General features: G+C 67.8%; 12 protein-coding genes and 1 pseudogene. 7 read left to right on the top strand and 6 right to left on the bottom strand.

The window, feature by feature from the left end; translation table 11 throughout:
• Positions 1–8 precede the first annotated feature (8 nt).
• The 5 genes from OG718_RS01790 to OG718_RS01770 all read right to left on the bottom strand — a co-directional run bounded on the left by OG718_RS01790 (position 9) and on the right by OG718_RS01770 (position 3,742).
• On the bottom strand, positions 9–869 hold the full coding sequence (locus OG718_RS01790) for a TatD family hydrolase (protein ID WP_328842925.1): 861 nt from the start codon (positions 867–869) through the stop codon (positions 9–11).
• Positions 869–1,504 (bottom strand): EboA domain-containing protein, encoded by a 636-nt coding sequence (locus tag OG718_RS01785; RefSeq protein ID WP_328842924.1) that lies wholly within the window; start codon positions 1,502–1,504, stop codon positions 869–871. Before OG718_RS01785 ends, OG718_RS01790 begins: the two co-directional genes overlap by 1 nt.
• Before the next feature lie 116 nt (positions 1,505–1,620).
• Positions 1,621–2,526, bottom strand: a complete 906-nt coding sequence (locus tag OG718_RS01780; protein ID WP_328842923.1) for a sugar phosphate isomerase/epimerase family protein — start codon at positions 2,524–2,526, stop codon at positions 1,621–1,623.
• Entirely contained in the window at positions 2,523–3,407 is an 885-nt protein-coding gene (locus OG718_RS01775) for an SCO3242 family prenyltransferase (protein WP_328842922.1), read from the bottom strand. The genes OG718_RS01780 and OG718_RS01775 overlap by 4 nt, the downstream gene beginning before the upstream one ends.
• 176 nt (positions 3,408–3,583) lie before the next feature.
• Positions 3,584–3,742: a hypothetical protein gene (locus OG718_RS01770; RefSeq protein ID WP_328842921.1), complete on the bottom strand. Its 159-nt coding sequence runs from the start codon at positions 3,740–3,742 to the stop codon at positions 3,584–3,586.
• Positions 3,743–4,588: 846 nt separating this feature from the next.
• Here OG718_RS01770 and OG718_RS01765 point away from each other — a divergent pair.
• Together OG718_RS01765 and OG718_RS01760 are read left to right on the top strand one after the other, a co-directional pair.
• Complete coding sequence (locus OG718_RS01765; protein ID WP_328842920.1) at positions 4,589–4,885, top strand: hypothetical protein; 297 nt, start codon at positions 4,589–4,591, stop codon at positions 4,883–4,885.
• A 52-nt stretch (positions 4,886–4,937) separates the two neighbouring features.
• A pseudogene (locus OG718_RS01760) lies at positions 4,938–6,218 on the top strand (IS701 family transposase).
• 213 nt (positions 6,219–6,431) lie between these two features.
• Here OG718_RS01760 and OG718_RS01755 read toward each other — a convergent pair.
• The gene (locus OG718_RS01755) at positions 6,432–6,764 is read right to left on the bottom strand and encodes a transcriptional regulator (protein WP_328842919.1); all 333 of its coding nucleotides are present in this window, start codon (positions 6,762–6,764) and stop codon (positions 6,432–6,434) included.
• Between the two features lie 660 nt (positions 6,765–7,424).
• Here OG718_RS01755 and OG718_RS01750 point away from each other — a divergent pair.
• The 5 genes from OG718_RS01750 to OG718_RS01730 all read left to right on the top strand — a co-directional run bounded on the left by OG718_RS01750 (position 7,425) and on the right by OG718_RS01730 (position 14,769).
• Positions 7,425–7,835: an effector-associated constant component EACC1 gene (locus OG718_RS01750; RefSeq protein ID WP_328842918.1), complete on the top strand. Its 411-nt coding sequence runs from the start codon at positions 7,425–7,427 to the stop codon at positions 7,833–7,835.
• Entirely contained in the window at positions 7,825–9,360 is a 1,536-nt protein-coding gene (locus tag OG718_RS01745; RefSeq protein WP_328842917.1) for a caspase family protein, read from the top strand. The genes OG718_RS01750 and OG718_RS01745 overlap by 11 nt, the downstream gene beginning before the upstream one ends.
• A gap of 137 nt (positions 9,361–9,497) precedes the next feature.
• On the top strand, positions 9,498–10,397 hold the full coding sequence (locus OG718_RS01740) for a radical SAM protein (RefSeq protein WP_328842916.1): 900 nt from the start codon (positions 9,498–9,500) through the stop codon (positions 10,395–10,397).
• The gene (locus OG718_RS01735; protein ID WP_328842915.1) at positions 10,394–10,804 is read left to right on the top strand and encodes a DUF6375 family protein; all 411 of its coding nucleotides are present in this window, start codon (positions 10,394–10,396) and stop codon (positions 10,802–10,804) included. Before OG718_RS01740 ends, OG718_RS01735 begins: the two co-directional genes overlap by 4 nt.
• Before the next feature lie 14 nt (positions 10,805–10,818).
• Complete coding sequence (locus OG718_RS01730; protein ID WP_328842914.1) at positions 10,819–14,769, top strand: hypothetical protein; 3,951 nt, start codon at positions 10,819–10,821, stop codon at positions 14,767–14,769.
• The last annotated feature ends 249 nt before the right edge of the window (positions 14,770–15,018 follow it).

Here is a 15,018-nt window from a genome sequence, read left to right as displayed (position 1 = left end):
ACGGGCCGTCACTCCCCGCCGCGTCGCACGGAGTTGCCCTCGAAGAGTCCCGAGTCGTCGGGTTTCGGTACGTCGTCCAGGTCGAGACGGCCGCTCTGCCCGTAGAAGGCGACCGGGTTGCGCCACATCACCTCGTCGACGGCGTCCTGGTCGAAGGAGCCGTCGGCGAGCATCGCGTCGGCGGTCTTGCGGGTCTTGAGGGGGTCGCTGCGGCCCCAGTCGGCCGCCGAGTTGACGAGGACGCGTTCGGTTCCGTATTCCCGCAGGATCCGGACCATCCGGTCCTCGCTCATCTTGGTCTTCGGGTAGATCGAGAAGCCCATCCAGCTGCCGCTCTCCTTGACCATGGCGACCGTCAGCTCGTTGAGGTGGTCGACGAGGACGTGCTCGGGCGCGATGCCGGACTCGCGGACGACGTCGAGCGTGCGGCGGGTGCCGGCCGCCTTGTCGCGGTGCGGGGTGTGTACGAGGACCGGCAGTTCGTGCTCGATCGCCAGCTCCAGCTGGCGTGCCAGTGCCTCGTCCTCCTCCTTGGTCATCGAGTCGTAGCCGATCTCGCCGACCGCGACGACCCGGTCCTTGGCGAGATAGCGCGGCAGCTCGTCGAGGACGGGCAGACAGCGCGGGTCGTTGGCCTCTTTGGGGTTGAGGGCGATCGTGCAGAAGTGCTGGATGCCGAACTGGGCCGCGCGGAACGGCTCCCAGCCCAGCAGCGCGTCGAAGTAGTCGGTGAACGCGCCGACGGTCGTGCGCGGCTGGCCGAGCCAGAACGCCGGCTCCACCAGGGCGCGGACCCCGGCCGCGTACATGGCCTCGTAGTCGTCGGTGGTGCGGGACGTCATGTGGATGTGCGGGTCGAAGATGCGCATCACGCGGCTCCTTTGGATATGCGCTCGTCTCTCGGGGGCGCTTGGGGTGTCGGGCCGTTCAGGGAGGTGATGTCGGCCGGGACGGGGCGGCCCGCGGCGATCCGCTCCCGGGCGAAGTCGGTGAGCATGCGGGTGAGTTCGGCATCCGTGCGTTCGGCGAGTCCGCTGATCCGGTCGAGCGGGATCTCGCAGAACACGCACTTCAGTACGGCCTGGCGGAAGGCGTCGGGATCCAGGTGCCGGGCCGCGTAGGGGCCCAGGGCAGCTTCGACGAGGGTGGTGTCGTTGCTGCGCAGGGCCTCGCGGGTGACGGGCAGGGCCCGGTCGCCGAGGTCGGGGTCGGCGGCGTCGAGCAGAGGCAGGGCGTACAGCACGGCCCGCTGCTCGGCGGCGTCTCCGTGCCGGTAGAGGCCCGTGACCTCGGCCGCGAGGGCGGAGCCCCGCAGGGGAAGGGCGAGCAGGAGCGCGGCCCGCACCTGGTCGGCCGCCGCCTTGCCGCAGCGCCGGGCGGCGGCCGGGAAGGCCGCTCGGACGGCGTGCGGGTCGGAGGCGATGCGCACGGTGGCGGTGTCGAGCCAGGCCCGCGCATCGGGGGTGAGATCAGGGAGGGATGGTGGAGTCGGCGAGTCGGGCAAGGTGCACCTCCTGGTGCGTCTCCCGACCGGTGGACGGTGTGCATCTGTGCACCGGGCCGAGGAGTTGGGGGGTGGGGTGACTGGGTGTAGCCGAACTCCGCGGCAGGGAGCGCGGATCAGGAACGCGCGCTGCCGGCACCGGTACCGGCAGCCAGAGCGGTGCGCAGGAAGTCCAGGGAGCGGCGGGCCACTTCGGGCGCGTCGAGCGAGCCGCCCTGGATCTCGACCGAGACGAGTCCGCGGTGTCCATGCGCGGCGAGTTCGGCGAGCAGAGGCGGGAAATCGATCTCGCCCCGGCCGAATTCGAGGTGTTCGTGGACACCGCGCCGCATGTCCTCGACCTGCACGTTCACACAGTGCGGCGCGGCGCGTCGCAGACAGTCGAGCACCCGTGCGTCCTCCACGCAGTGGGCGTGGCCGACGTCGAAGGTGATGCCGAACCGCTCGTGCCCGCCGAGGAGTTCCCTCAGCTTCAGGCACCGCTCGACGGTGTCGACGAACATGTACGGCTCCGGCTCGAAGCCCACCGTGACCCCGAACTCCGTCGCGGTCGCCAGCACCGCCTCGCAGCCCGTCGCCAGACGCTTCCAGGCGAGTTCCTCCGGGAGACCGGCCGGAGGCGGACCGCTGCACACCTGGACCGTGGGCGACCCGAGGTCGGCGGCGATCCGGATGGCGCGCCGCAGCAGATCCACCCGGCGCTCGGTGCCGGACTCCGACATGAGGGTGGGGATGTGCTTGTGCCAGGGATCGAGGAGATAGGGCGCGCCTGTCTCGACGGTCACGGACAGCCCGAGGTCGTCCAGGGAATGTGCCAGCCGGTCCACTCGCCGCGGCAGATCGTCGGCGTACGGGTCGAGATGGCCGTGGTCGAGCGTGAGCGCGACACCGTCATAGCCGAGGTCTGCCAGCACCCGGAGCACATCGTCCAGACGGTGGTTGGTGAAGCCGTTCGTGCCGTAGCCGAACCGCAGGTCCGTGACGTCCGGGCGCGGTGCCCCGTCTCCGCCGGGGGTGCTCATGTCGGCGACACCTTCCGCACCAGCTGGCGCGCGATCGGGTGGGCGGCCGCCAGCAGGGCGGCGGCCCGAGGAGCGCCGGCGCCCGCGGTCAGCGCGGCCTGCAGCGGCATCAGACCGAGGATGCCTGCGCCGACGGCCCGTTGGATGTTCGGTGCGGAGGGTTCGCCCAGGGCGCGGACCTGTGCGGACCCGAAGGTGACGAGATAGCCGGCCGCTCCCGCAGCGGCACCGAGGCGTGAGGTCCGCCCGGCCGTAGTGGCCGTGACCGCCGCGCAGAGACTCACCACCGTGCTGGCGGCGAGCGATGCGGCCGGTACGGCGGCGGGGGCGCCCGTCGTCTCGTGGCGGCTCAGCGTCGTGACCGTGTAGGTGTGCAGACCGACCACGAGGGCCGCGGGCAGCGCGGGTGCTGGAGTGCGCGCACCGGCCAGGACGTCCAGAACGCGGGTCCCGGCCATCGCGGCGGGTCCGGCGGGAGTGTTCTTGAGGGCGAGGTCGTACGCCCACACCAGACCCGCGAGGGGCACCGCTGTGCGCAGGGCCCGCCGTCCGCCCGAGAGCGCGGCGAGTCCGAGTCCCGCGGCGGTCAGGGCCGATGCGGTGGTGAAGGCGGTGCGGCGGGGTATTCGGCCGGAAGGGATCGGCCGCCCCGGTCGTTCGACGGCGTCCAGAGTGGCGTCGGCGTAGTCGTTGAGGGCCATGCCCGCCCAGTAGAGACAGACGGACGAACCCATGGTGCCCAGCGTGCGCGGGCCGAGCGGCCGCCCGCTCGCGACGGCCCCGACGAGCACGTCGCCGGGGACACTGAGAGCCGCAGGGGCGCGCACCAGTTCGGCAAGGTCGAGCAGCCGGTGTCTCCACCGCTGGATCTTGTGAGCCATGCGGCCGACAATACCCAGCATACTTAAAGTTTCAAGGAAAAATTTCCGTTGGGATTGCAAACATGGAGGTGGTGTTCATTACGTTTGCGGCCCCAATTGACCGGAAGGTGCGTGAATTTACTTTATAATGTCGTCGCCAGATCTGGATTCATGATGCACGGAATTCGCGTACGCATTCAGAGTGCCGCGCAGAGGGCGTCGATGAGCGCCATCTCCGGGGGGCGTCGGTGATGTGCCCACGTCATGCGGTGGACGTAGCTCAGCGAGACGCCCGTCTCCGGGTCGGCGAGACCGCAAGAACCGCGCTGTCCGCTGCTCTTGGCAACGTCGACCACAGGCCGGGACGCTAAGGGCAGCGTCTGTACTCCTGGAAGACCACTGCTGGTCCAGGACGATCGCTTTCAAGGTCTCCCGTTGCCCCGGGGGACCTTGGCGCTTTCGATGACGGCTTTGCTGCGCCATGTGATGATCGGCTTCGGCGGTCCAACAGGCGCTCAGCCCGTTCTCCTGTCGACCCCTAACGGCCTGTCAGGACGTGGCCGACTGTCGTCGGCGCAGCGCATTATGCTCTGCAGCACGGGCCGTTGGGCGCTGCCCGGTCCCCGGCAGTGGCCTGTTTCAAGGGTCTATGGCCCAACTCAACCAACCTGCGATGCCAGTGGTATCGCCGCGGCCGACAGTGGTGAGTAGACACCAGCAATCAACCTCGAAGCCCACCACCCCCGCGAGCTACTGCACATCTGAGGATCCATACCCGCGACGAACTGAGCACCAACGTCCGCGCACGTTCCCGCTGTTCGGTAGCCGTGTCCCGGCCGCCGTCAGTGCCCGGGGAGAGAATCGGCGGATGGATCTCGAACCGACGGCGGCAGACGAGTCCGAAATCCTCGCTACTGCCATACGCGCATACCTGGCACAGACCCGCTTCGCCTTCACCGGCCTCACCGGAAAGAAGGCAACCCTGCGCATCACCCGCGTGGTAGCGGAGTGGGCGAGGGCGTCAGGCTGGAGAGAAGCGGATGGGAGGCGCCGATGCGCTATATCAACCCGCCACGCCAGCAGACCGCGGGCTGCATGATCTACTGGTTGCCGCCCTGGACTGCTTACCTGGATCTCCGCCTCGTTCGCAAGGATGCCCCTCCGATCGCCGTGGAGATCGACCGCGTGGAGGACGGCACCGCTTGGACAAACTCCGCGATGAAGCCCTCCGCGGACGCCCCGCGCTGTGGATCCGCTGGCACGGAGCGCTGCGCGTCGAGCTCCCAGCTGGTGTCACCCGGCTACACCTGCCGACCCGGTCCAGCCACTCTCCCGTCCGGTACTCTCTCGCCCCGGTCGCCCGCACGGCGGCGATCACCCTCGGCGAGGCTGTCACTCCCAAGGAACGGACGGGCGCCCTGCGCCGCGACCAGCAGCGGATCGAGGAGGAAGAGCGAGCTGCCGCCCTCCCTCGGGACCCCGGCCCCATCAGCATCTAGTAGGACTCCGTTAGGTCTTCCGGATGGTCCTGATCAGGAGCATGTTGGATGGGTGGATGCACATGAAGTGAACCGTGTCCGGGCGGTGTTGGCGTTGTTCGTGGCGGATGTGTTCGCCTTGGTGCCGCGCAAGGACCAGCGAGCCAAGGGCGACTGCTATCTGCGGGGTCTGATGCTGGACGGCCGCCGTAAGTCGATTCAGGCGATGGCCTCCCGGCTGCCGGACGGCAACGAGCAGAACCTGCAGCAGTTCGTGAACCAGTCCACCTGGGATCCGGTGCCGGTGCAGCGGCGGATCAACGAACGCCTGCTGCCGCTGGTCAATCCGGTGGCCTGGGTGATCGACGATGTATCGGTGCCCAAGGACGGGCAGATGTCGGTCGCAGTGGCGCCGCAGTAATGCGGCGCCTTGGGCAAACGCGCCAACTGCCAGGTCGCCGTCAGTGTCCACGCGGCAAGCGACACCGCCTCGTGCCCGCTGCAGTGGCGCCTGTTCCTGCCCGGGGAATGGGACTCAGACCGCGACCGCCGGGCCAAGACCCTCATTCCGCCCGAGGTCACACACCGGGAGAAGTGGCGGCTGGCCGTGGACATGCTCGACACCCTCGCCGACTGGGGTATGACGCCGCCCTCGGTGGTGGCCGACGCCGCCTACGGCACCAACGCCCACCTGAGGGCCGCACTGCATGACCGTGGACTCGCCTACGTGCTGGCCGTCCGGGCCGATATGACGGCCCATCCGTTCGACGCAGAGCCCGAGGCCCGGGCCCGCAAGGGGTCGGTCGGCTGCTGGCCCCAGCCCCGCTACCGCCACCGGGCACCCTCAGTGGCGGCCCTCGCCGCGGGGCTCGGGCGAACGGCTTTCACCACCCTCGCCTGGCGCCACGGCTCACGAGGAGAGTTACGTTCCCGCTTCGCCGCCGTGCGGGTCCGTCCGGCCGGCACAGCCGTCGAGCGCCCGATCAAAGCCACGGCATCGGCCGAGCAGGGCTGGTGGGACGGGATCCTGCCCGACTGCTGGCTGCTCGTCGAATGGCCCGACGACGCCGAGGCACCCACCGAGTACTGGCTGTCCAACCTGCCGCCCGACACGGCGATCGCCGACCTGGTCGCTCTGGCCAAGGTCCGCTGGCGCATCGAGCACGACTACCGCGAACTCAAACACGGCCTGGGACTTGACCACTTCGAAGGCCGTTCCTGGCCAGGCTGGCACCACCACATCACCCTCGTGACCGCCGCCCACGCCTTCCTCACCGAACAGCGCCTGGCCCCAAAAGTCCCCGTACCGGCCTCACCCTCTACCAAGTCCTCGACACCCTCCAGAACACCCTGAGGTGCTGGACCGGCACCTGCACCACCTGCCAACAGCCCCTACCAAGCAGACCTCCGAGATCCAGACAGACCTAACGGAGTCCTACTAGGGGTTCCCGGCACGGAATACCCGAAGGACACGATCCTGCCGATTTACGGCTCAGGGATCTCGCCGACCGCGCACCGCCGCTGCATGAACTGCCAGGGTTGGCTGGGGGAGCGCGTCGGAAGCCGATCAGGGTTGCAGCTCGGGGAACGCTTCTTCCCAGACGTCTTTGATGGTCCTGCTGATGAGCTTGTGGAGTACTGGCCACAGCTCGAGCAGGATGCCCTTGTTGAGGTAGCGGCACAGGTCGTCACGCATGCCTTCGGTGAGCACTGTTCTGTACAGGCTCATGCGCTGGCGTGGCCGGTCCAGATCGAGGACGCGCAGTCCGGACCACGCGATGTGCAGCGGCAGCTCCACCATCCCGTGCTCGGGCCCGGCCAGTTCGTCGAGGCTGGACGGCAGGCGCCGCTGGTACCTCGCTCGCAGCACCGATGCGATGTAACTGGGCTCGTCGTGCACGGCATCCGTCTTCCTCTGCGCACTGGCTCTGGGCTGCACAAGCTGCTGCGCCTGGCTGGCGCGCCAGCCGCGCTGCGGGGGCGGTAGCGGGCGAAGCGGGCTCGTTGGCGGGAGGAGGTTACTCCAGGGCGGCGATGAGGGGTGCCGTGCCACCCGAGTGTCGAGCCACGGCCAGCCGTTCATGAGCCCGGTAGGGCTCATAGGGAATCGGCTTGAGGGGCCCGGGACTTGGCTCCGCAGGTCAACGCACTGATCGCCTGCCTGTTCTTCTTCTGCGAGCCCTTGGCGTGTCGCTGTTGCGGCCCTCTTGGAGGTGAGCAGCCCCTGCCCGCCAGCCAGGGACTTGCTCAGTTTTAGAGAGCGAAGTCCGATAGAAGTTACTGGAAAGTAGGGTTGGTGCCGGAGATCGAGTGTGTGCCTCGGTGACTCGGCTTTGCCTGCGGTTTTGTGGGGTGGCTCCGCGGGCCTGCTCAACAGGAGCCTTGGCTGCTCAGGGGCAAGAGGCCGCCGGTAGTGGCGGTCGTGGGGCGCGGACGTACAGGCTCCGAGTCGGCCCAGTGTCGTGGCGTGACATCGCTTCGTCGGGCCTGGTCCGAACCGGACGGGCTTGCCACCGTAGGGTGACTTCTCGTACCAGCTCGGGGGAGTCCGGGGCATCAGATGCGCACAGCAGCGGGGGAGTACGAGATGCACGGCACCCAGGGCACCGGGGCGACGGATGTTCAGATCAGGCTCGACTCGGAGACTGAACTTGACGATCGCTTGGCGCTGATCGGGTGGCTCCGCGGTGAACGCGGCCTCCAGGGGCGCGTGCACGTCCTGCCCGCCGCACCCGCGGAGAACGAGCTCGGTGCCGGGCTCGACTTGCTCACGGTATCCCTCGGTTCCAGCGGTATCGCCACCGTCCTGGCCGGTTCCCTCGCCACCTGGCTGCAGAACCGCCGTGCCCCGACCAAGATCCGCATCTCCATCACCCGAGCCGACCGCACCCTGGAACTCGAGACCAGTGACGCCGCCGAGGCCGAAGCGCTGATCCAGCGATTCCTGGGAGAGGACTCCGATGGAGTCTGACGACGCTGCCATCCTCATCGGCGTCTCCCAGTACCGGGACCCCTCCCTCCTGGACGTGCCCGCAGCGCGCAACAGCCTGCACGCGATGCACCGGTTGCTGACCAGCCCCGAGTTGTGCGGCTGGTCCGAGGACCAGGTGCACGTTCTGGAGGACCCCGCAGGGGCCACAGACCTGGCCCTGGAACTGCACCGCCTGGCCGAGGAGACCACGGGTACCCTGCTGATCTACTTCGTCGGCCACGGAGTCGTCAGCAAGTCCGGTGCGCTGTGCCTGGCCGCTGGCGATACCCAGCTGCGCTATCCCGACCTGACCGGCTTGGAGTACGACAAGGTCCGCAGCGCTCTCCTGGACTCACCGGCCCAGGTGAAGTTGGTGATTCTCGACTGCTGTTACTCGGGCCGGATCATCCATGGTCTGGCGGGCGCTGGTGAGAGCCAACTCGTGGACAGCACCGACGTCCGCGGCGTCTATACGCTCACAGCGGCTGACCAGGTCGCGCATGTGCCGCCGCGAGACGAGACCGCTAGCACGTCCTTCACCCAGGTCCTGTGCGACGTCGTGCGAAGCGGCATCCCAGGCGCCCCGCCGACGCTCGCTCTGACCGACATCTACCCCAAGCTCAAGAGCACGCTCAAGGCACGCGGTCTTCCCGAACCGAACCACCGCGTGACCGACACGGTTGAGTCCTACTCCTTCAGCCGCAACGTCGCGTATGCCGGCAGTACCGGATTCCGACTGCTCCCTCAGGAGCACGTGGACCACTTCCTCAGAATCCTCGCCGCGCAGCCGCGCCACGACCTCACGACGCAGAGCATCGAGAAGCTGGAGGACTGGCCCGGCGTCTACCTTCTGCACCGGGAGTCCAGCGACGCCCCGGAAATCCTCTACGCGGCAACGGGCGGCCGTTCGATCGCCGTCCGTCTCGGCCGTCACCTGCGGAAGATCAACGGACGCTGCTATATCGACGCCCGCGACCTCTCGTTCAGCTATCTCAAGCTGGACGACGACCTCAGCGTCCTGTCGCCGGAGCTCCTCGTGCACCAGCACCTTCACGCCCAGGGGTGTCCTCCGCTGTGGAACAACACCGGCTTCGGTAACAACGACGCGGGGCGGATGAGGGACTCCCTCCAGCGCAGCGGCGACCACTTCGACGTACTTCATCCCATCGACCTGTCGTGGCTTGTTCGCTTCGACGCTCCAGCCCTCAAGGTGACAGCGCACGAGATGGCTGCGCAGCTGCGGGCCCAACTCCCTTACGCCTTCCGCATCGAGCGCCGGGAAGCGGAACTCGACAAGGTAGGGATCACTCTCCCGGAGAGTTCTCTGTGCGCCGATCGGGCCTTCCGCCTGCTGGCCGCTGCTTTGGGGGACTCATGGCAGATCAGCGCCCTGGTAGGTCAGGTTCTGATGTATCGGGAGCACGACAAGAGGTATCCCAATGCCATCCGCTACTACGCGGGCACACGGACGATCACTGAAATGCCTGAAGTATGCAAGACGGTCGGCCTTCCTGACGAGGGCTGAGCGGCACCGCCTGCGCAGTGGCGGCCCTGAACTCCCTCATGGTGAACGGTCTGGAACGGGTGGTTAGGGCTCGTGAGTCCTGCCATACTTTGGGCCGAAACATGTACGGGAGAGGTGCAAGCGATGCGGGGCTGCCGGTGAAGCGTCGTGCCGGCCCCGACGGGATGCACTTCTTCGACCGCCGCACCGGCCTGAACGTACTCTTCGACGAGGTCGACGTCCCCGAAACGCAGTGGGCCCGCGCCCCCCGCCAGGTGTCGATCGCCCTGACCAACGCCTGCGATCTGGCTTGTCCGTTCTGCTACGCACCCAAGACCGCCGCCGTGCTGGATGCCGACCGGCTGTGCGCATGGATCGACGAACTGGACGCGGAGGGCTGCCTCGGCATCGGATTCGGCGGCGGAGAACCCACCCTCTACCGCCGCCTTCCCCAGGTGTCCCGACACGCCGCCGAACGCACCAGCCTCGCGGTGACCATGACGACACACGCACACCGGCTTACACCCCAACTGATCGACGCGCTGGCCGGAGCGCTCAACTTTGTCCGCGTCAGCGTCGACGGAGTCGGCGCCACCTACGAGGAACAGCGCGGCCGCCCCTTCACCGAACTCGTGCAGCGGCTTACCTGCATCGGGCAAACGTTCCGGTTCGGGCTCAACTGCGTCGTGAACACCCAGACGCTGCCCGATCTCGACGCCGTCGCCGATCTGGCTGCCTCGACCGGGGCAACGGAACTCCTGCTGCTGCCCGAGCGTCCGGCAAGCGGGCGCCCGGGCAGCAGCCCGCACACCGTTGCCGCCCTGCACCAATGGATCACCAACTACCCCGGTCCCGTGGCCCTCACCCTCGGCGAGGGCGACACCGGCTCACTACCGACTGCCCAGCCGTTTCCGCGCGAGAGGGGACTGCGCACCTACGCGCACATCGACGCCGCCGGAACGCTCCGGCGAACCTCCTATCACTCCGCCGGTGAGCCGGTCGACGACCGCGGCGTCCTTGCCGCACTCGACCGCCTGCAGCAGAAAGATGTCGCATGAAGGCCTGGTACGGATACGGCACCGAGCACTCCATGAACCTCGTCATGATCGGCCGGTTCGAGGACGCCACCGCCGCCGAGCGAGCGCACGCAGTCATCAAACAACTCACGACGGCCCTGCAGGCGGAGGAGGAAACCGGCCGCCTGACCGTTGGCGAGCCGAACGACCGCTACAGCGACGAGGTCCTGAAACTGCTCAGTGACCTCAACATCCACAGCATCGGGCCGCGTGAACTCGAACAGTTCCTGTACGACCTCGATGTGCGCCGCGACGGTGACTCCATCGTGGTGACCACCGATGAGACCGATGTCCAGGCACTGTTGAAGGTCCTCCTCGACAAGGGCGCCCGCATCGAGGTGTATTCCGCACATGACCACCCCGGTAGCGGCTACGGCCGGGGCAAGTGAGGGCCAACGATCCGATGACTCCGCTGGACTGGGACAAGTTCACCACGCTGCCGGGCAGCCCCCGGGATAACTTCGAGCTGCTGTGCCGGGGTGCCGTCACTCACGCATACGCCCGCTACGGCAAATTCATCGCCCTGGCCCAGCAACCCGGCGTCGAATTCCACCTCGACATCGACCAGCCCGACTGCCCGCTCGGCCAACCCGGTCGCTGCTTCGGGTGGCAGACCAAATGGTGGGACATCCCGTCGGGCCGAGCCATCGGCGTCGGCCGGCGCAGCGACGTCGAGGACTCCCTTAGGAAGACCGAGAAACACTTTCCGGGCATCTCCGACTTCGTGCTGTGGACCCGGCACCCTCTCACCGCCGGCGACCAGACGTGGTTCTACGGCCTGTCCACCACGATGAAGCTGCACCTGGCCACAGAGGTCGAGCTCGGTCACCTGCTTGTCGGCGATGCCGTTTTGCTGCGTGAGTCCTACTTCGGGTCCCTCGTTTTGACCCCGGAGCGTCTCGCTGAACAGCATGCGCGAGCCGCCGCCGAGGCCAGCGAACGCTGGATTCCCGAGGTGCATCAGGCATCGGCGGCCGAGCACCGGCTTCGGCGGATGCTCGCCGAACCCGACGCGTGGGACGACCTGGGCGACACCAACCGCAACATCGCCCGCTTCGAAGCAGCCCTCGACGACGCGGGCACGACGCTGCCAGCCCCTCTGGCCGAGCAGACCGCGGAGATCACCGCCGCGGGACGTGACGTGGCCGAACTCCTGTACGAAGCACACCAGCAGATCAGTAACAGCCAGCCCTCCCCGCTACTGGGCACCACCGACCGCACCGTGCCCCAGGCCCCCACCGCGCAGCCCGCCGTTCTCCGGCAGCTGCGTGCCCTGCGGCATGCAGCTACTCTGCCGCTGACCAATCTGATCGCTCACATCCGCGACGCCGCCGCCCTGGCCCGCCACGTCACCGATCACCTGTCGACACGGCTCGCGGTGGTCACCGGCGACGCCGGATTCGGCAAGACGCAACTGTCCGCGACGCTCACCGCGGCAACCGCGGCACGGCCCGCCGGCGTCCTGCTCTACGGCAGGCGTCTGAGCGCCCGCCAGACCCTCGATGATCTCGCAGGCCAGGTCACGGCAGCGGGCAAGCCCCTGGCCTCTTTCGAGGAGCTTCTCGCCGCCGTCGATGCAGCCGCACAACGAGCCGGATGCCGCCTGCCCATCGTCATCGACGGCCTGAACGAGGCTGAAACCCCCACGCTGTGGCCGCCACTGGTGCGCAGTCTGCAGGTGACCCTCAAGCAGTACCCGTCCGTGCTCGTGGTGTGCACGGTCCGCGAGGCATTCCTCGACGAGACCATCCCCACCGAAGTGACCGACATCCTGGAGCTCGACGGATTCGACGAAGACCTCGACGAATCCATCACCCGCTACTTCGCCCACTACAAAATCGAACCCGGCGGCGCTGACCTGCCGCGCGAACTCCTCAGCCACCCGCTGACACTGAAGATCTACTGCGCCACAGCCAATCGCGACCGCAAGCAACCCGTCAGCGCCGCAGGCCTGCCCAGCTCCCTCACCGGAATCTTCCGTGAGTACCTGACCTCTGCCGCCCACCGCGTCTACGAACTCACCCCCTCCATCCACCCCAACGACGTCAACCAGGCACTCGACGCTCTGGGTAACGCCCTGTGGGAGGACCGGGCACGCGACCTTCCCGACACTCAGGCGAAACAGCTGTGCCAGGACACCCACCGCCGCTGGCAGGAGAGCCTTCTCGCCGCCCTCGAAAATGAAGGTGTCCTCCTGCGACACCCCGATGGTGCGGGCGGAGCGACCTGGTCGTTCGTCCACGACCTGATGGCCGGGCACGTCATCGCCACCAGCCTCGTGCACGCCCACGGCAGGGGCATCGCCCGGCTACTGGGCGAAGACACGACCACAGCACGCTTCAACGGCACGCCCGACGAACGGCATCCTCTTGCAGCCGACATTTTCCAGGCCTTGGCAAGCGCCATGCCCCGTGCCGGCGCCACGCAACTGTGGCAAGCCGTCGCCGAACCCCTTCGCCTGCGTGCTCTCCTGCATGCCGCCCGGCTCGAAGCAGCCCACCTCGACTCCATCACCGTGGAGGCGCTCGCTAGCCACAGCGACGAACTCCGTGGACGAGACGACCTCCTCCAGCGGCTTCACAGCACCCGCGCAGCCCCGGGCCACCCCCTCAACGCACACTTCCTCGACCGGATCTTGCGCGACAGACCCGTCGCCGACCGCGACCTGCGCTGGAGCGAGTGGCAGCGCGCAAACAGCCGTCTCCTTCTCGCCGACGCGACCGCCCTGGCCACACGCTGGCGAGAGCATCCGCACCGTGCGGAATCCGACCGGCTACGAGCCCGGTGGCTGATGTGGACGCTGACGAGCACCCACCGCGACCTTCGCGACGCTGCCACGGCCGCCCTGTACTGGTACGGACGGCACGACATCAGAGGACTGTTCACCCTGACCCTGGAAGCGATCACCGTCAACGACGCCTACGTCGGCGAACGCATGGTCGCCGCCTGCTACGGCGCCGCGACGGCCCATCAACCGCACACCCCGGACCTTGAAGCTGCCTTGCCTGTCTATCTGACAGGGCTGCTGAACACCTTCACCGGGCACCAGGCCACCCACCCCACCTTCCACGCACTGACCCGGTACTACGTCTCCTCAACGTTCGACCTCGCCCACCGCTACTACCCCGCCACGGTCCCCGCCGCAGCCGAACTGCCCTTGGCCTTCACGCCAGCACCGGCGATCACACCGCTGCCCGAGGGCGATCCACGCCGGGAGGACGTCCACAGCACGATGGGCATGGACTTCGGCAACTACACCCTCGGGCGTCTGTTCCAGGGCCGTAGGAACTACGACGACTCCCACCCCGGACACCAAGAAGCCACCGCCCTCGTCCTCGGCGTCGTCCACGCGCTGGGCTGGCGCCCCGACCCGTTCGACGAGGTAGAACGCCGCATCACCTCGGCAACGTCCCGACAAAGCCACACTTCCAGCAGCCGGATCGACCGTTATGGCAAGAAGTACGGCTGGATCGGCTTGCACACCATGGCGGGCATGCTGGCCGACCGCGGCCAGCCACCCGAGGAACTCGAAGTAGACATCGACCCAACCTTCCCGCAGCCCCCGCCACCTGTCCCGGTCCCACTCGACACGTGGACGCCGCGGACACCGGAAGACGACCTCGAATGGCTGCGCCACGGAATCGTCAACGTGCCGGACGACCTCCTTGCACCGGCCCGGCTCGACGCGGACGAAGGTCCATGGCTGCTCGTCCACGCAGAGATCGACACAGAGGACATCACCACCGGACGCGATACCTTCGGCCTGTTCAACACCGTCCTCGTCGACCAGGAGAATCTGGCGCAACTCCTGGAGGAACTCGATGCCTTGACCCACCCGGGCCGGGACATGATCGACTTGCCCGCCCAGTACTACCTCTTCGCCGGCGAGATCCCGTGGCACACTCGATTTGCAGCACCCGAACCAGGACTGACCACCGAGGACCTGTACAGCGACACGCTGCGCCACGGCAGGCCCGAACTCCGCTTCGAGCGGCTGGCCCACCACTTCACCTGGGAACCCCACCACAGCAGCCAGAACCAGGCCACCGCCTACATCCCCAGCCGGCTGTTCTCACAGGCCTTCGACCTGCGTGCTCTTCCAGCAGGCTTCGACCAGTACGAGCCATCTGGTGCACTCGCCGCGCGGTCTTTCGTAGCCCCCTCCGGCTTTTCGGGCGGGCTGCTGTACCTACGCGCCGACCTCCTCCGACGGTATGCGGCGGGCCGTGCGATCGTCACCTTCTGCTGGGGAGAGCGGCAGATCAAAGCCGTCTGGCCCGAGAGACCGTCCGGTGCCCTGCAGGCCCTCTACCAGGCCCACCAGAACATCTGGCGCCAGACGAAGCAGCACTGAACACCGTCCTTTGCTGCGTGTGTACAGCCAGGGCTGGCTGCCTTTCCGCCGACCCTGCATCTGCGGGGACCACGCGGCAGGACACGCGAGCGGTGCGAACCGCTGGCCATGTCACGGTCGCGCGCAGGGCAGCGGGGGCCTTGGGCGCGTCGCGCGCCTGGGGTGTGGATGTTGGTGTATGCAGGCGTGAAGGTCGGCGGCTGCATGCGCCGAGCGGGGAACGTGGGATCGGGGGTGGCTCGTGGCAAG

It is taken from the genome of Streptomyces sp. NBC_00258, from assembly GCF_036182465.1.
Classification (GTDB): Bacteria; Actinomycetota; Actinomycetes; order Streptomycetales; family Streptomycetaceae; genus Streptomyces.
The sequence above is the reverse complement of the archived record's forward strand: the minus strand, read 5'-3'. Positions and strand labels throughout refer to the sequence as shown.